Here is a 13,257-nt window from a genome sequence, read left to right on the forward strand (position 1 = left end):
TTTTACATTCATTACCGGATTCAGGAGATCGTGATGCCCAAAACCGTTATCGTCAACGATTTCTTTCAAAAGGGATATACCTATGACCGGATTGAAGCACCGGGTAAAAATTTTCACCCGGAATTCCGCCCGGAACTGACTCCCAGGCAGATGCTGTCCATGGGCATCTTCGGCGGCTGCTACATGACCGACTGCAAAGAGGAGTTTCCCGAAGACTGGTTTAAAACAGCCAGGCTCTCCCCGGGCAGAAAAGATATTTCCCTTAATTTTTACGGAGTTGATGCGTCCCAGCCCCTGTCAATCTGGCAGGAAAAGGGGTGGCTCCACCCGGAGGATCCCAGGGGCTGGTTCCAGTGGTATTGCCGCTATTTCATGGGACGCAGGATGGAAATGGAAGATTTGCGGCAGATCAAAAGATGGAAGGGGATCCGCCGCCATATCGGCGCCATCCGGAAAAACTGCGGACCGGACCAATCCGGATGCCGTCCCAGACAGAGGCAGGCCCTTCTCCACTGGGCCTATGACCCCAGAAAAATATAACTTCGGGAAAAAACATGGACCAGAATCATCCTCATCACAAAGAAACCAGACAAAATCAAACAAAAGCTTCCCTGGGTCAAAAACCGGTTCTGGTTACAGGAGCCACCGGATATGTGGCCGGGCGGCTCATCCCCAAACTGCTCTCTTCCGGATACCGGGTCAGGGCCATGGGGCGTTCCCTGGAAAAAATGGGGACCCGACCCTGGGCCCGTGATCCCCATATTCAGATGGTCCGGGGGGATATCATGGATCCGGCCTCCCTGGGCCGGGCCCTTCAGGGCTGCGGCACCCTCTTTTACCTGATCCATTCCATGATCTCCAGGAAAGGGGCATACAGGAATGCGGACCGGATCGGGGCCCGGAATATGGCAGCCGCAGCAGCAGCGGCAAAAGCCGAGCAGATCATCTATCTGGGAGGACTGGGAGAACTGGACCACCCCAATATCAGCAGACACCTTTTATCCAGAAATGAAGTCGGGCAGATTCTCCAGCAGGGCGAGATCCCCTGCACTGTACTCCGGGCGGCCATGATCCTGGGTTCCGGCTCTGCCAGCTTTGAAATCTTAAGATACCTGGCCGAGCATCTGCCCGTCATGATCACCCCTAAATGGGTCCGCATGCCCACCCAGCCCATTGCCATCTCCAATGTTCTGGGATACCTCATTGGATGCCTGGAAAATCCTGAGACCCGGGGAAAGACCTTTGACATCGGAGGACCCGACATCGTCTCCTACCGGGATCTGTTCAAAATCTATGCAGACCGGGCCGGCATTCCACGGCCGGTCATGTTCCCGGTGCCCATACTCTCCCCCAGACTCTCATCCCTCTGGATCCATCTGGTCACCCCGGTCCCGGCGGCCATTGCCCGTCCCCTGACCCAAGGCCTGAGTCTGCCCACCATCTGCACGGAGAACCGTATCCAAGAACTGGTTCCCCAGGATCTGATCTCCTGCGGCCAGGCCATTGACCGAGCCCTTGACCGGGTTCGCCAGGAAAAGGTGGATACCTGCTGGGCAGATGCCGGAGAACTCATTTTCCCGGAATGGACCCATTGCGGAGATTCAGACTATACCGGAGGCACCCTTCTCAAATGCGGATACAAAGCTAGGGTGGAAGGGCAGCCAAAAGATCTCTGGACCCGGGTGGAGGCCATCGGCGGATCCACCGGCTATTATGCCGCCGACCTGCTCTGGAAACTCAGGGGAATTATGGATATCTTTTCCGGAGGAGTGGGCCTGAACCGGGGCCGGCGTTCCGCGACCCGGCTTCGGACAGGGGATGCCCTGGATTTCTGGCGGGTCCTTACCATTGAACCCCCTTTCCGGCTTCTGCTCCTGGCGGAGATGAGAATGCCCGGAGAAGCCCTGCTTGAAATCACCATCACCCCAATGGACAAAACCCATTGCGAGATCCGCCTCCTGTCCCGGTTCCTGCCCAGGGGAATTGCCGGTATCCTGTACTGGTATGTTCTCTATCCTTTTCATGAATATGTCTTTTCCAGAATGCTGCAGGGCCTGATCCGCTCGGCCGGATGCCGGCTGATCCACGGCCCTTTGCGGTTCACCCCGAAAATTTCAAAAAGAGCCTAGGAGGTCCATGACCAGACAAGAATCCTTACAAACCCTTGGAGAACTCTTTGCTTCCCAGACACTGGCTGTATTGTCCACCCAGAAAGACGGCCATCCCTATGCCAGCCTGGTGGCCTTTTCCTTTTCCCAGGATCTGAAGCAGATTTATTTCCTGACCCAGGCAGATACGAGAAAATTCAACAATCTGACTGCCTGCGACAGGGTGGCCCTCCTGGTCAGTTCTGCCTGCAACCGGTCAGATGATTTTTCCAGAGCCCTGGCAGTCACTGCCCTGGGCAGAGCACTGCCCCTGGAAGACAAAACCCCCCATATCCAAGATTTTATGGGACGCCATCCCCAGCTCAAAGAATTTGCCGGGTTTCACCATACCGTTATGGTGGAGGTCAGAGTTGAAACCTATCTCCTGGTCAGCCGGTTTGAAAACGTGGTGGAGATCAAGATCTGATCCCAGGCCTTCCAACCGGAAAGGAAACAAACTAAAATATCATTTCAACCTTGTATATGCCGCTATTCAGGCTTTTATTCACCTTTGTGCAGCATTTTTTTGCTAATTTGAGCATTGCAGTATTTTCTGCCAGGATGTCTGCTGTAAACCCCTTCACACCTTTGGATGTTGCATACTTAATCATGCTCTGCTGCAGAGTTGTGCCCAGCCCCATGCCGTGCCATTCATGCAATACCATATAGGCGACCTCTGCCATATTGTTCGAAGGATCGACCACATAAAAGGAACTGCCGACAATTGTTTCCTGTTCCCGCTTCCCGGTTGTAACGACAAAGGCCATTTCCCTTTCATAGTCCACATTGCAAAAACACTCTGCCTTTGAAATTGAAAGATCGCTTAAATTGCTAAAAAACCGGGTATACACGTCATAGGGCGGGAGTTTATAAAAAAGGTCCTGAAGCCCTTTTACATCGCTTGCCTTGGCGGGACGAACAACGATTTCTATGTTATTCTTTAACTTTAATTTCCTGCCTTCTTCCTGGGGATATCGGCATTCCTGGTTACCCTCGGCCATACATTTTAAATCCTGATCTGGCCTCAGGTATTTCAGTCGCTTGGCCTCCTGCAACAACCACCGCCTGAATGAAGGCTGTGCAACCTCAATCAATGCCAATGCTTTTTCCTGAATAGATTTACCGAACAGGTATGCAATCCCGAACTCCGTAACCACATAGTGGACATCTGAACGGGGTATGGAAACCGCCTCCCCTTCGTTGAGTACCGGGCGGATCCGTGATTCTTTCCCGTCATCCGTTGTTGATGCCAGACAGATAACCGGTCTCCCGTCCGGAGAATTCGCCGCTCCGCGCATAAAAGCGGGCTGAGTCGATATCCCGCTGTAGAGTTCTCCGGCAAACTGATCTGAGCAGACTTGCCCCATCAGATCGACTGACAATGCCTGTGTGATAGATACAAATCTATTGTTTTTGGCCAGGACAGATGAATCGCATACGTATTCGATGGGATGAAAAGAAAACATCGGATTTCCGTCAATTCGCTTAAAGAGCTTGCGTGAGCCTAAGCAGTAGCTGGCAACAACCTGACCATTATAGTTGGATTTTTCCCTCCCGTTAATGATTCCCTTTTCAATCAGATCAACCACATTGTCGGTAATCAGATCAGAATGAATACCCAGATTGCGACACCCTTTGAGATGGCCTAGTATTCCATTGGGAATGTCTCCCAACCCGATTTGAAGAGTGGATCCGTCTTCGATGAGGCGCCCCAGATATTGGGCAATCCTCTTTACAAGGTCCAGGTCCACGGGAGGGTATTCATATTCAATTATCGGTTCATTCACAATAACGGCTCTGTCTATCTGCTCAATGCAGATGGAGGTATCACCGCAGGTTTTCGGCATGTTCGGGTTTAATTCGGCAATCACCATATCTGCGTGTTGGATCACGGTATGGGTGATATCAGATGAAACACCCAGGCTTACGTACCCATGCTGATCCGGCATGCTCACCTGGACTAGCGCCAGGTCAAAATGGAGGCCGCCGTTTTTGAGTAACTTGGGAACCTGTTCAATGGATATGGGGATGTAATCTCCTTTTCCCTGTTTAATGATTTCCCGCATTTCATTATCAACAAAAAAGGAAGTATGATGAAATCTTGTTTTCGGTATCCCTCCCTCGTAAGGGATGGCTCCATTGACCATGAAGTGGTAAAGCGTAACATCATTCAGTTTTTTGTTCAGATTTTCCAATGCCCCTATCAATGTTCTTGGCGTGGCGCATGCCGTACCCATAAAAACTCTATCTCCGGATTTAACATTGGAAACTGCTTCTTCGGGAGTTGTTATCCTGTCTCTGATGTGCAACGGGAAATCGTATTCCGGAATCGCTTCTGCATTGGCTGGGGTACGGTTTTTTTTAAAAAAATGGGTAAAAGAAACGATCTTCTCCATGATATGACCTCATGTGCACCGGGCGCAATGAGAATTTGGCACATTTGATTTTTAGTTTCTTGTTTACAGGCTGGAACTAAGCCTTAAGATATACCACAATGTAATACATATCAAGGGAAAGCATTGAATAAATAGATATATGTAACCTTGCTTTTACAGCCCCGGGGGAACGGAACTCCCGCTACCGGGCTTCGTAACCGGTCATCTCCACGTACCCTGTACCGGAACCGGTTTGGCCCATGACCTGCACCGCCCCCTCATAATAGGAAAAATCATGGGGATGTTCCTGGTCCGGAACCCGGGTTTTGACTTCAAAGGCCATGTCCCGGCCGGGAATGGTGATGGACCATTGATCCGGATATTTTTTCTTGGATAAAGGGCTGGTCCAAACCGATTTCGGGGTGATGGCAAACTGATCTTCGGTCAGGGGGATCCATTGGCCGTCTGTAAAGGAGATGCTGCCGAAACCGAACCCATTGGGCCGTCCGTCTTCCTGCCTGACCTGACAGACCATGAGGTCTGTTCCGGCCAGGGGCCCCTGGGTCAGGTGGAGGGCAAACCAGTCCCAGCCCCGGACATTTTCCCCCAGGGCCGAGGTGGACCACTCATGGTCAAACCAGACCCGGCCGGACACCCGGAATTCTTCCTGATCCAGGGAAATGGATCCTTCCGCTTTCATGCCGGGGAATGAGTAATAATAGGACGCATCAGAGGGGCCCGGCCCCTTTTGACTCCAGCCGTTCTTTCCCTGGAGGATGGCGGGTTTGGTGCGGATCAGATTGAGATGAAGGGTGATCTTCTTTTGAATAGACTCGCCCTTGGCCGCAGTTCTTTCCCCGGCCTTAAGGGTCAGACGGTCCGGGGAGGAACCGGACTGAACTGCGGACCAGTCATCGATCCAGACCCTAAAGGGTACACTTTGGGCGCCTGCCAGGCCCACGCTTCCCCGGTTCATGCGCTGGGCAGAGTAAAAAGATTTGTTTTTAATATCTGTAATTGCAAAATGGGCAAAGTAGAGCTGGCGAAATCTCCAGGAGGATGTCCCCTCTGGATCGCTGCAGTCCAGGGCATTCCGGAAAAAGGTGAGTTGGAATCCAAAGGGGCGACCCGATGCATCCACCAGGTTCCCGGTGTAGTACCACCACTCGGTTTTAAATGAGGGGTGGGGTCCCAGATCTCCGGGGAACTTTATGGACCCGGGCCGGTCTGCCAGGGCATAGCAGTCTTCCGGGGATCCTCCCCGGGACAGGGCCGATAGAATATCAATGGTCTTTGGCCCGGGCGGCGGGTCACAGCCCAGGATCAGCAGTCCGGCCATCAGAGCAGCCCAGGCCGTCAATTTCATGAATCTGAATTCTCGATACTTCAATCTTCCCCCTATTCCGTTCGCAGGGCATCTGCCACGCCGATCTGCCCGGCCTTCACCGCCGGAATCAGACCGGCTCCCAGGGCTGTGAGTCCGGAAAAACCCAAGGCCAATACCAGGGTGACCAGGGGAATCTCAATCTCATAGGTCCAGCCGAAAGCCCTGTAATTGACCACATCCACCAGGACCCAGGAGAGAAACAGCCCCATGGGAATGGCCAGAAGCCCGGCCATGAACCCGGAGGTTCCGCATTCCCATAGAACCATGGTACGGATCTGGAAACCCTCTGCCCCGCATGCCCTGAGGATGCCGAGTTCCCTTCCTCTTTCCAGGATCAGGGCCATGACCGAATTGATAATCCCGGTCAGGGCCACCAGGGCCGTGAGCAGCTGAAGGGCCGTGGTAATCAGAAAAGTATTGTCAAACACGGCCAGGATCCTGGATTTAATCTCCGGACCGGACCGGATCCTGAGCAATGAAGGATCTGACACAGCCCCGCGGATTTCGGGAAACATGGCCCGGACAGCCGCGGGACCCTCCTTTTGAAAAGATTTTTTAAGGAACACCTGGATGGATGTGATCTCATCCTTTCCCCAGTTGGTTTTCATCATTTCCCGGCTGACCACGGCCCGGCCTCCGCCCATGAAGAAATCCCGGAATATTCCGGCCACCCGGAAGGGTACAGGTCCATTCAGGGTCTCCATGACCACCCGGACCTCTTTTTTCTCAGAATCCCCGGGGGAGAGACCATGGTTCCGGGCAAAGATCTCGGAGACCAGGATCCATCCTTTGACCAGAAGAGCGTCGATTTTCTTTTTTGCCCCTGTGCCGGCTTTCGGGTCGAGCCAGGTCCATTCTTTTATGGAAGTATCCTCGATATAGGAAAAGATATGGACCTGGCCGGATTTGGATGAAAAGCTTTTATGGATATTATAGGACGAGACCCGGTCCACCCCCTCCATGGCCTGGATTTTTTCCGGCAATCTTCTGTCCAGGGCCGGATGAAGTTCATCCAGGGAGGAGATATGGATATCCCCGCCGATATTTCCGTCCACCCATTGGATAATGGATTCCCTAAAACTATAGGTCATGGTGTCAATACCGATATAAACGGAAATCACCACCATGAGGGAGGCGATGAGGACAGAAGTCCGGCTCAGGGAACGTCTTACATTCCCTATGCCCATCCGCGCCATGGTCCAGTGGAGGGAGGCACCTTTGGATAGGGCTGATCTTTTTTCCAGCCGGGTAACCAGCCGGGACATGAGCCGGGCCAGCCCTTTGATCAGGACCGGGGCCAGAAAAGAGGCGCTGCCGAAAACCAGGAAGACACCCATAAAGATCAGGCCCAGATCCTCCCCTTTTTGCCTGAAGAGGATAAAGGCTCCCGCCAGCATACTCAGTCCTGCTGCGGTCAGCCAGGGGATGTGCCGGTCCAGCCGGCTCTCGGAAGAAGAGGGCTGCATCAGGGTGATAGGCCGGGTGTGGGCCGAGTTGAGGGCAGGTACCAGGGATGAGGCAAAGGATGCCAGAATCCCTGTGGCCGCCCCCTTTGCCAGAACGTACATGGGGATATGGGTCTGGCTTACGGTAAGGGTGTAGTACATGTCGGAAACAGTGGAACAGACCGCCTGGACAGCTCCCCTGCCCAGGAGGATCCCCAGAAGGATCCCCAAAAGAGAACCCACAAGGGCAAAGGTCATGATCTCGGCTTCAACGGCCAGGAAAATATCCTTTCGGGTGGCGCCCAGGGCCCTAAAGGTGGCGTTGAGTGGCCGGCGGCGCACCACGGAAAAAGAAACGGTATTGTGGATCAGGAAAATGCCCATAAAAAGCACCAGGACGGAAAAGGCGGTCAGACTGGTTTCAAAGGATTGGGAAAGATTCCTCAGGGTCTGGTTTTGTTGGTCCGTGTCCACCAGAACCTGACCCGGTCCGAGGATCTTTTTTACCGCATCAATCTCTTCCGGGGAATCGAGAATTAGGTCGATGCGGGTAATCCGGTCCCCCATTTCCAGCAGTTCCTGGGCCAGCCCGATATCTGCCACAATCACGCCTTCCATGAACCGGTTGGTCTGACCCGTTTCTGCCAATGCTCCGATCCGGGTTCTGACCTGCCTCTCCCCCAGTACAAGGGTCAGGCCGTCCCCCAGGGAAAGCCCGTGGGCCTTTGCCAGGTCCCGGGCCATGATCAGGCCAGCCCCCTGAATCATGACCCTCCGGATCTGCCCGGTCTCTTCCGGGTCTAAAGAGATCAGCTTCAGATCCCTGAAATAGGTCTCGGAAAAAGGGTCAATGCCCAGGAGCCTTAAGGTCCGGCCGTCCAGTTCAGCCACCTTGACCTGCCTGGAGATGACCGGTGCGCTTTTCCGGATGCCGGGACCGGTTCTCAAACGGGTAAAAAGAGACTGGGGAAGGCTGAAGTCATTGCCCAGGATCTGATGGGTGGCCCGGGCCGTGAGAGAGGATGTGGACAATTCAAAGGACCTGGACACACTGGTCCGGGCAATGTCAATGGCTATCACCCCGGCCACCCCCAGCGCAATGCCGAAGATCATGAGACCGGTCCGTAAAGGCTGGGACCGGCTGCTCCTGAAAAAGGTCCGGATCAGGGGGCCCAGGCTCATCCGGCGCCTCCGGCCACGAGACAGCCTTTGGCAACGGTAAAGACCTGGTCCGCAAGGGATGCGGCTTCCCGGCTGTGGGTAACCATGACCAGGGTTTTTCCATGGTTCCTGGCCTGGGAAAAGAGCAGTTCCAGCACCCTGGTTCCGGTATCTGAATCCAGGTTGCCGGTGGGTTCGTCGGCCAGAATGATCTTAGGATCATTGGCCAGGGCCCGGGCCAAAGCCACCCGCTGCTGTTCCCCTCCGGAAAGGCGGTCCGGAAAATCATGAATCCGGTCCTTGAGGCCCACCTCTTCCAGCAGGGATACAGCCCTCTTCCTGGACCGGTCCAGGGGCCGGCCGTCCAGCTGGCTGACCAGGGTTACATTCTCCAGCACACTGAGAACAGGGATGAGGTTAAAGGACTGGAAGACAAATCCGATATGGCGGAGCCGAAACCGGGTCCGCAGAGCATCGTTCATCCCGGAAACCCGGGTTTGGCCCAGGGTGATCTCCCCCTTGTCCGGGGTGTCGATCCCGGCAATGAGATTGAGCAGACTGCTTTTGCCCACCCCGCTTTTGCCCAGGACAACCGATGCCTGCCCGGTTTGAAACCGGGCATTGAGGTCTTTGAAGATCTCCCGGTTCTGATGGTCATAGGTCTTGCTCAGATTTGAAATCAGGATATCCATGTCCTTCCCCTAAAAAAAAGGCAGAGCCCCAAAGAGGCTCTGCTGCTGTAATGGATGATTTTTTTTCGTCTATCCGGCCACGTCAATTCCGGGATCGCACCCCAGATGCTCATCGGGATTCTCACATTCAAAGTTAAGGTGGCGGGTGTCCGCATGGCCATGGCTTCTTTCTTTTTCGTCTTCAACGTAGTTTTCGACTTCTTTTTCGCTCATTTTATCACCTCTGGGTCTCTATTCATATTTTGTTTTGTAATATTTTAATTTCTTGGTCCTAGGGCTCTGCCTTTACATTCTCTGATACGGCTATCCTGCCACATCGATCCCGGGATCACAGCCCAGGCTTTCATCGGGATTTTCGCACTCAAAGTTAAAGTGGCGGGTGTCCACATGGCCCTGATTGTTTTCTTTTTCGTTCTCAATATAGTTTTCCACATTTCTATCACTCATTTTATCACCTCTTTTTTCTGGGTTTGTTTTTGCCTTGTCTGGGACTTGAACATAAGTTAGCTATAAAAAACTTTTATTCAATACCGGCATAAGAAGGGTTTAAGGATAGGGCAAACCTATCATTAAACCCGGAGAAGCTTTAAGGGAGGCTCCATTCAACACGCCTGCAATTCTAGGACATGGATAAAAGAAAGGACCTGAGGTTGGTCTGCCGGTTTTGGAGGCCCAGCTTGGAACGCAGGTTCCTGCGATGGAAACTCACCGTGGCCTCTGAAATATAAAGAATATCTGCAATTTCCGCACTTGTCCTTCCCTCTTTGACCAGGGCGGCCACCTGCATTTCCTGGGGGGTGAGCATGACCTGGGCATTGGACAGCTGCTGCATGAGAGGGGTGACCACCCCGTTGAGCTGGTCTTCCAGAAGGCCCAGCAGGGTCATATCCCGCTCCTTGAGATTTCCGGCCTTGAGTTTGTTGATATAGGGGAGGACAAAGGTTTTGATATGGGTCAAAAACCTCTGTTCCATTTCAGCTTTATCCGTCTCCCCCTGGCGTATAAGGACTTTTAAGGCGATATTGGCCTCTTCCAGGCTCTGGTTTTTCTCTTCAAGACTTTCCTGGTGGCTCTGAAGGGCCTCCTGGGCCAGTTTAAGCTCTGTAATATCCTCATGGCTGATAATGACCCGAACCCCGTCACTGTCCTCCATGCGGACAGCCCTCATGTAAAACCATTGTTTTCCCCCGGGGGAATGGCAGGGATAATCATAGAGAAACTCCCTGCACTTATTTTCGATCACATCCCGGATCCCCCCGGCTACATTTTTGGCATCTTCAGCTCCGTCTTCGGTGGCGGTCTCACAAACGGTTAGATAGTTCATCCCCTTGAAGTCCATTTGTCCGGTGAGCCTGTTTTCCCCGGAAAATCTATCCCATGCCGCATTGGTGGCAAGGATCCGGCCCTGGTCATCAATGATAACGATGTGGGCGGAAAGGGTATCAAATATCTTTCGGATCAGCGACTCCGAGTATGCAATTTTTCCCATGGTCTGGTCCTGAAACTATTTTTTTCTTCCATTAAACCCTAACTTGGGGTGGGTGTAAACGATTTTACCCGGATAAAAACCATACTGACACTTTTATGACTCGATCAACTGCCCTGTCAATAAGCCGCAAAAGCCGGTTTGAAAGCCGAACCGCTGGCACCATCCTGGCTAAAAACCCAACAACCTCCAGAAATCAACACATTGAAATTTTGGGAGTTGGACTTAATTTACCGGGAAGCCGTCATTTTGAAAAGGGTTTATTGTCTATCGTACCACCATTGATCAGCCGATATTTCAGGTTGTGCCCGTCAATTATCTTTCTAGTTCCAAAAAGATTTCAGCACAAAAAACTTTCCCAGGCCAGAACATAAGAGCTCCAGGCTGCTTGACGGAATGGCGGATACTTGACTGGCTGCCTGATCTTTTGTATAAGCCTTAGCTTTTACGGGATTGCGCATTAAACGGAAGGCGTATGATCATTCGTTTCATTCGTGATGGCCACTGAAACGGAATGCCCATGCTGCCTCAATTGTTTTCCATATTCTTCAATGTTGTCTGTCCGGTTTTTGCCTTGGTATTGCTGGGATATATGCTCGGCCCCAAACTCGATATCCAATACCGTTCTCTGTCCCGGGCCGCCTATTATATCCTGATCCCGGGTTTTATTTTCAATGTGCTCAGTCAGGTCCGTATCGATTTTGCCACTGCCGGCCGGATGATCATCGGCATTGGAGTGGTTTACCTGGCAACCGGTCTTCTGGGTCTTTTGGTCGCCCGCATGATGGGCTACGGAAAAGAGATGGCCGTGGCCTTTCTGATGACCTGTGTTTTCGGAAATGTCGGCAATTTCGGCCTGGCCCTGACCCGGTTCCGGCTGGGGGATGCTGCCATGGAAAGTGCGACAATCTATATGGTAACGGTGAACACCATCTCCTTTGCCTGCTGTATTCTGGCGGCCAGCTGGGTCCACAGGGGTGGTTTCGGGGCCTTGAAAAACCTGACCAAGACGCCGGGAGTCGTGATCCTTCCCCTGGCCCTGTTCTTTCCCCTTACCGGGACAATACCGCCGGTCATGGTCCAGCGCATCACCGGTCTGCTGGCCGATGCCATGATCCCCATGATGCTCTTGATTCTCGGGCTCCAGCTTAGGGAAGCCAAAAGGCTGGAGTGGGGGCGACCGGCCTGGGCCGCATGCGGGGTAAGACTGGTCATCGGCCCGGCCCTGGGTTTTCTTCTGATCCCCTGGATCGGTCTTTCCGGCCTCCAGGCTTCGGCCGGTATTCTCCAGTCGGCCATGCCGGCGGCTGTGCTCACCGCCATCATTGCCATGGAACATGATGTGGCTCCGACTTTCGTGACCAGCGTGGTCTTTGCCGGAACCCTGCTCAGCCTTGCCAGCCTCACCGTTGTGATGCTTCTGCTCTAGGGCTTTTATCCTGCCCTTTCTGTATGGATCCGATTTTCAGGATGTTTCCCTTTCTGTATTCTGTTTTATTCTGAAAGGCCGAATTTCCGGCCCCCTTTACACAATTTTTAAATACTGATATGTGGGCAGCAGAATAAAAGGATCAAGAATGATAGAGTCAATCAGCCATATTACCTTTGTGGTAAAAGATGTTAAGCGCACTGCTGAACTGTTTCGTTCTGTTTTCCATGCCAAGGAGGTGTATGACAGTTCCCATAAGAATTTTTCGGTTTCCTATGAAAAGTTCTTCTTAATCGGCCATACATGGATTGCTGTTATGGAAGGAGAGTCAAGCCTGGAAAGGTCCTATAATCATATCGCCTTTAAAGTCTCTGAAGGTGATTTTGATTCATATATCAAAAAGATAAGAGAATTCGGATTGGAAATTGTGAAAGGACGGGATCGGATCAAAGGAGAAGCCCGATCCGTCTATTTTTACGATTATGACCACCATCTTTTTGAGCTGCATACCGGAACATTATCCCAGCGGCTGTCAAGTTATAGAAAACATGAGCGGCTATGATGGATTCGGTTCTCCCGCGGCAGAGCCATACCTTTCAAAGCGCTGCCCATGATTCCGGCTCAATAAACCTAGGAGAGATTCCTGGAAATGAAATACTTCGAAGATATCACAGATGGAGACCTTCTCCCGTGCCGGCCTGTTTTGATGACAAAAGAGTCCATTGTTAAATTTGCCGAAGAATTTGATCCCCAGTCTTTTCATATCGATGAAGATGCCGCTGAAAATTCGATTTTCAAGGGGCTTGTCGCCTCCTCCCTTCATACCCTTTCCGCATGTACCCGCTCCGTTGTCGAGGCCCAGGGCAGGGTTGCCATACTGAGTGGCCTGGGCATGCATGGGGTGAAGATGTTCAATCCGGTCCGGCCGGGAGACCGACTTTCCATAAAAGCCTGGTGGACCGATTTGAAAAGATCCAAGAGCAAACCGGACCGGGGATTTGCGTCCATCCGGTGTGAGGTCTTTAATCAAAATAAAGAACCGGTAATGAACTATGGCTATATCTATTTACTGGCCGGTAAAAAATATAAAAAATTGGGCAAATAATTCAATCCAAAGGGATTGTCCATTGTTTTT

General features: G+C 52.3%; 13 protein-coding genes. 6 read left to right on the forward strand and 7 right to left on the reverse strand.

From position 1 onward, the window contains the following. Window positions 1-33 precede the first annotated feature (33 nt). From F608_RS0127420 to F608_RS0127430, 3 genes are read left to right on the forward strand one after another with little or no spacing between them, the layout of a single operon-like run. Complete coding sequence (locus F608_RS0127420; RefSeq protein WP_022668954.1) at window positions 34-540, forward strand: hypothetical protein; 507 nt, start codon at window positions 34-36, stop codon at window positions 538-540. A gap of 14 nt (window positions 541-554) precedes the next feature. Beyond that, complete coding sequence (locus F608_RS0127425; RefSeq protein WP_022668955.1) at window positions 555-2,129, forward strand: SDR family oxidoreductase; 1,575 nt, start codon at window positions 555-557, stop codon at window positions 2,127-2,129. A gap of 7 nt (window positions 2,130-2,136) precedes the next feature. After that, window positions 2,137-2,574 (forward strand): pyridoxamine 5'-phosphate oxidase family protein, encoded by a 438-nt coding sequence (locus tag F608_RS0127430; protein WP_022668956.1) that lies wholly within the window; start codon window positions 2,137-2,139, stop codon window positions 2,572-2,574. A 31-nt stretch (window positions 2,575-2,605) separates the two neighbouring features. On the opposite strand, the gene F608_RS33630 is transcribed toward F608_RS0127430, so the two are convergent. The 7 genes from F608_RS33630 to F608_RS0127465 all read right to left on the reverse strand — a co-directional run bounded on the left by F608_RS33630 (window position 2,606) and on the right by F608_RS0127465 (window position 10,696). After that, on the reverse strand, window positions 2,606-4,543 hold the full coding sequence (locus F608_RS33630; protein WP_022668957.1) for a GNAT family N-acetyltransferase: 1,938 nt from the start codon (window positions 4,541-4,543) through the stop codon (window positions 2,606-2,608). 181 nt (window positions 4,544-4,724) lie between these two features. Beyond that, window positions 4,725-5,912 carry a lipocalin-like domain-containing protein gene (locus F608_RS0127440; RefSeq protein ID WP_244154347.1) on the reverse strand — a complete coding sequence of 396 codons (1,188 nt, stop codon included), beginning with the start codon at window positions 5,910-5,912 and terminating at the stop codon, window positions 4,725-4,727. An 8-nt stretch (window positions 5,913-5,920) separates the two neighbouring features. After that, on the reverse strand, window positions 5,921-8,536 hold the full coding sequence (locus tag F608_RS0127445) for an FtsX-like permease family protein (protein WP_022668959.1): 2,616 nt from the start codon (window positions 8,534-8,536) through the stop codon (window positions 5,921-5,923). Beyond that, a complete protein-coding gene (locus F608_RS0127450; protein ID WP_022668960.1) occupies window positions 8,533-9,207 on the reverse strand; it encodes an ABC transporter ATP-binding protein in 675 nt (224 codons plus the stop codon). The genes F608_RS0127445 and F608_RS0127450 overlap by 4 nt, the downstream gene beginning before the upstream one ends. A gap of 69 nt (window positions 9,208-9,276) precedes the next feature. Next, on the reverse strand, window positions 9,277-9,420 hold the full coding sequence (locus F608_RS36605; protein WP_022668961.1) for a hypothetical protein: 144 nt from the start codon (window positions 9,418-9,420) through the stop codon (window positions 9,277-9,279). Window positions 9,421-9,510: 90 nt separating this feature from the next. After that, window positions 9,511-9,654: a hypothetical protein gene (locus F608_RS36610; RefSeq protein ID WP_022668962.1), complete on the reverse strand. Its 144-nt coding sequence runs from the start codon at window positions 9,652-9,654 to the stop codon at window positions 9,511-9,513. A 172-nt stretch (window positions 9,655-9,826) separates the two neighbouring features. After that, window positions 9,827-10,696: a LuxR C-terminal-related transcriptional regulator gene (locus tag F608_RS0127465; protein WP_022668963.1), complete on the reverse strand. Its 870-nt coding sequence runs from the start codon at window positions 10,694-10,696 to the stop codon at window positions 9,827-9,829. A 517-nt stretch (window positions 10,697-11,213) separates the two neighbouring features. Here F608_RS0127465 and F608_RS0127470 point away from each other — a divergent pair. The 3 genes from F608_RS0127470 to F608_RS0127480 all read left to right on the forward strand — a co-directional run bounded on the left by F608_RS0127470 (window position 11,214) and on the right by F608_RS0127480 (window position 13,227). Then, complete coding sequence (locus F608_RS0127470; RefSeq protein WP_051148667.1) at window positions 11,214-12,122, forward strand: AEC family transporter; 909 nt, start codon at window positions 11,214-11,216, stop codon at window positions 12,120-12,122. A 148-nt stretch (window positions 12,123-12,270) separates the two neighbouring features. Beyond that, window positions 12,271-12,684: a FosX/FosE/FosI family fosfomycin resistance hydrolase gene (gene fosX, locus F608_RS0127475; RefSeq protein WP_022668965.1), complete on the forward strand. Its 414-nt coding sequence runs from the start codon at window positions 12,271-12,273 to the stop codon at window positions 12,682-12,684. A gap of 87 nt (window positions 12,685-12,771) precedes the next feature. Then, the gene (locus F608_RS0127480) at window positions 12,772-13,227 is read left to right on the forward strand and encodes a MaoC/PaaZ C-terminal domain-containing protein (RefSeq protein ID WP_022668966.1); all 456 of its coding nucleotides are present in this window, start codon (window positions 12,772-12,774) and stop codon (window positions 13,225-13,227) included. Window positions 13,228-13,257 lie beyond the last annotated feature (30 nt).

This window comes from Desulfospira joergensenii DSM 10085 (assembly GCF_000420085.1).
Classification (GTDB): domain Bacteria; phylum Desulfobacterota; class Desulfobacteria; order Desulfobacterales; family Desulfobacteraceae; genus Desulfospira; species Desulfospira joergensenii.

What these genes read in the sequence shown, in the direction of transcription:
- F608_RS0127420 (WP_022668954.1), top strand. Translation starts at nt 34, where the DNA reads ATGCCCAAAACCGTTATCGTCAACGATTTCTTTCAAAAGGGATATACC.
- F608_RS0127425 (WP_022668955.1), top strand. Translation starts at nt 555, where the DNA reads ATGGACCAGAATCATCCTCATCACAAAGAAACCAGACAAAATCAAACA.
- F608_RS0127430 (WP_022668956.1), top strand. Translation starts at nt 2,137, where the DNA reads ATGACCAGACAAGAATCCTTACAAACCCTTGGAGAACTCTTTGCTTCC.
- F608_RS33630 (WP_022668957.1), bottom strand. Translation starts at nt 4,543, where the DNA reads ATGGAGAAGATCGTTTCTTTTACCCATTTTTTTAAAAAAAACCGTACC.
- F608_RS0127445 (WP_022668959.1), bottom strand. Translation starts at nt 8,536, where the DNA reads ATGAGCCTGGGCCCCCTGATCCGGACCTTTTTCAGGAGCAGCCGGTCC.
- F608_RS0127450 (WP_022668960.1), bottom strand. Translation starts at nt 9,207, where the DNA reads ATGGATATCCTGATTTCAAATCTGAGCAAGACCTATGACCATCAGAAC.
- F608_RS36605 (WP_022668961.1), bottom strand. Translation starts at nt 9,420, where the DNA reads ATGAGCGAAAAAGAAGTCGAAAACTACGTTGAAGACGAAAAAGAAAGA.
- F608_RS36610 (WP_022668962.1), bottom strand. Translation starts at nt 9,654, where the DNA reads ATGAGTGATAGAAATGTGGAAAACTATATTGAGAACGAAAAAGAAAAC.
- F608_RS0127465 (WP_022668963.1), bottom strand. Translation starts at nt 10,696, where the DNA reads ATGGGAAAAATTGCATACTCGGAGTCGCTGATCCGAAAGATATTTGAT.
- F608_RS0127470 (WP_051148667.1), top strand. Translation starts at nt 11,214, where the DNA reads ATGCTGCCTCAATTGTTTTCCATATTCTTCAATGTTGTCTGTCCGGTT.
- fosX (WP_022668965.1), top strand. Translation starts at nt 12,271, where the DNA reads ATGATAGAGTCAATCAGCCATATTACCTTTGTGGTAAAAGATGTTAAG.
- F608_RS0127480 (WP_022668966.1), top strand. Translation starts at nt 12,772, where the DNA reads ATGAAATACTTCGAAGATATCACAGATGGAGACCTTCTCCCGTGCCGG.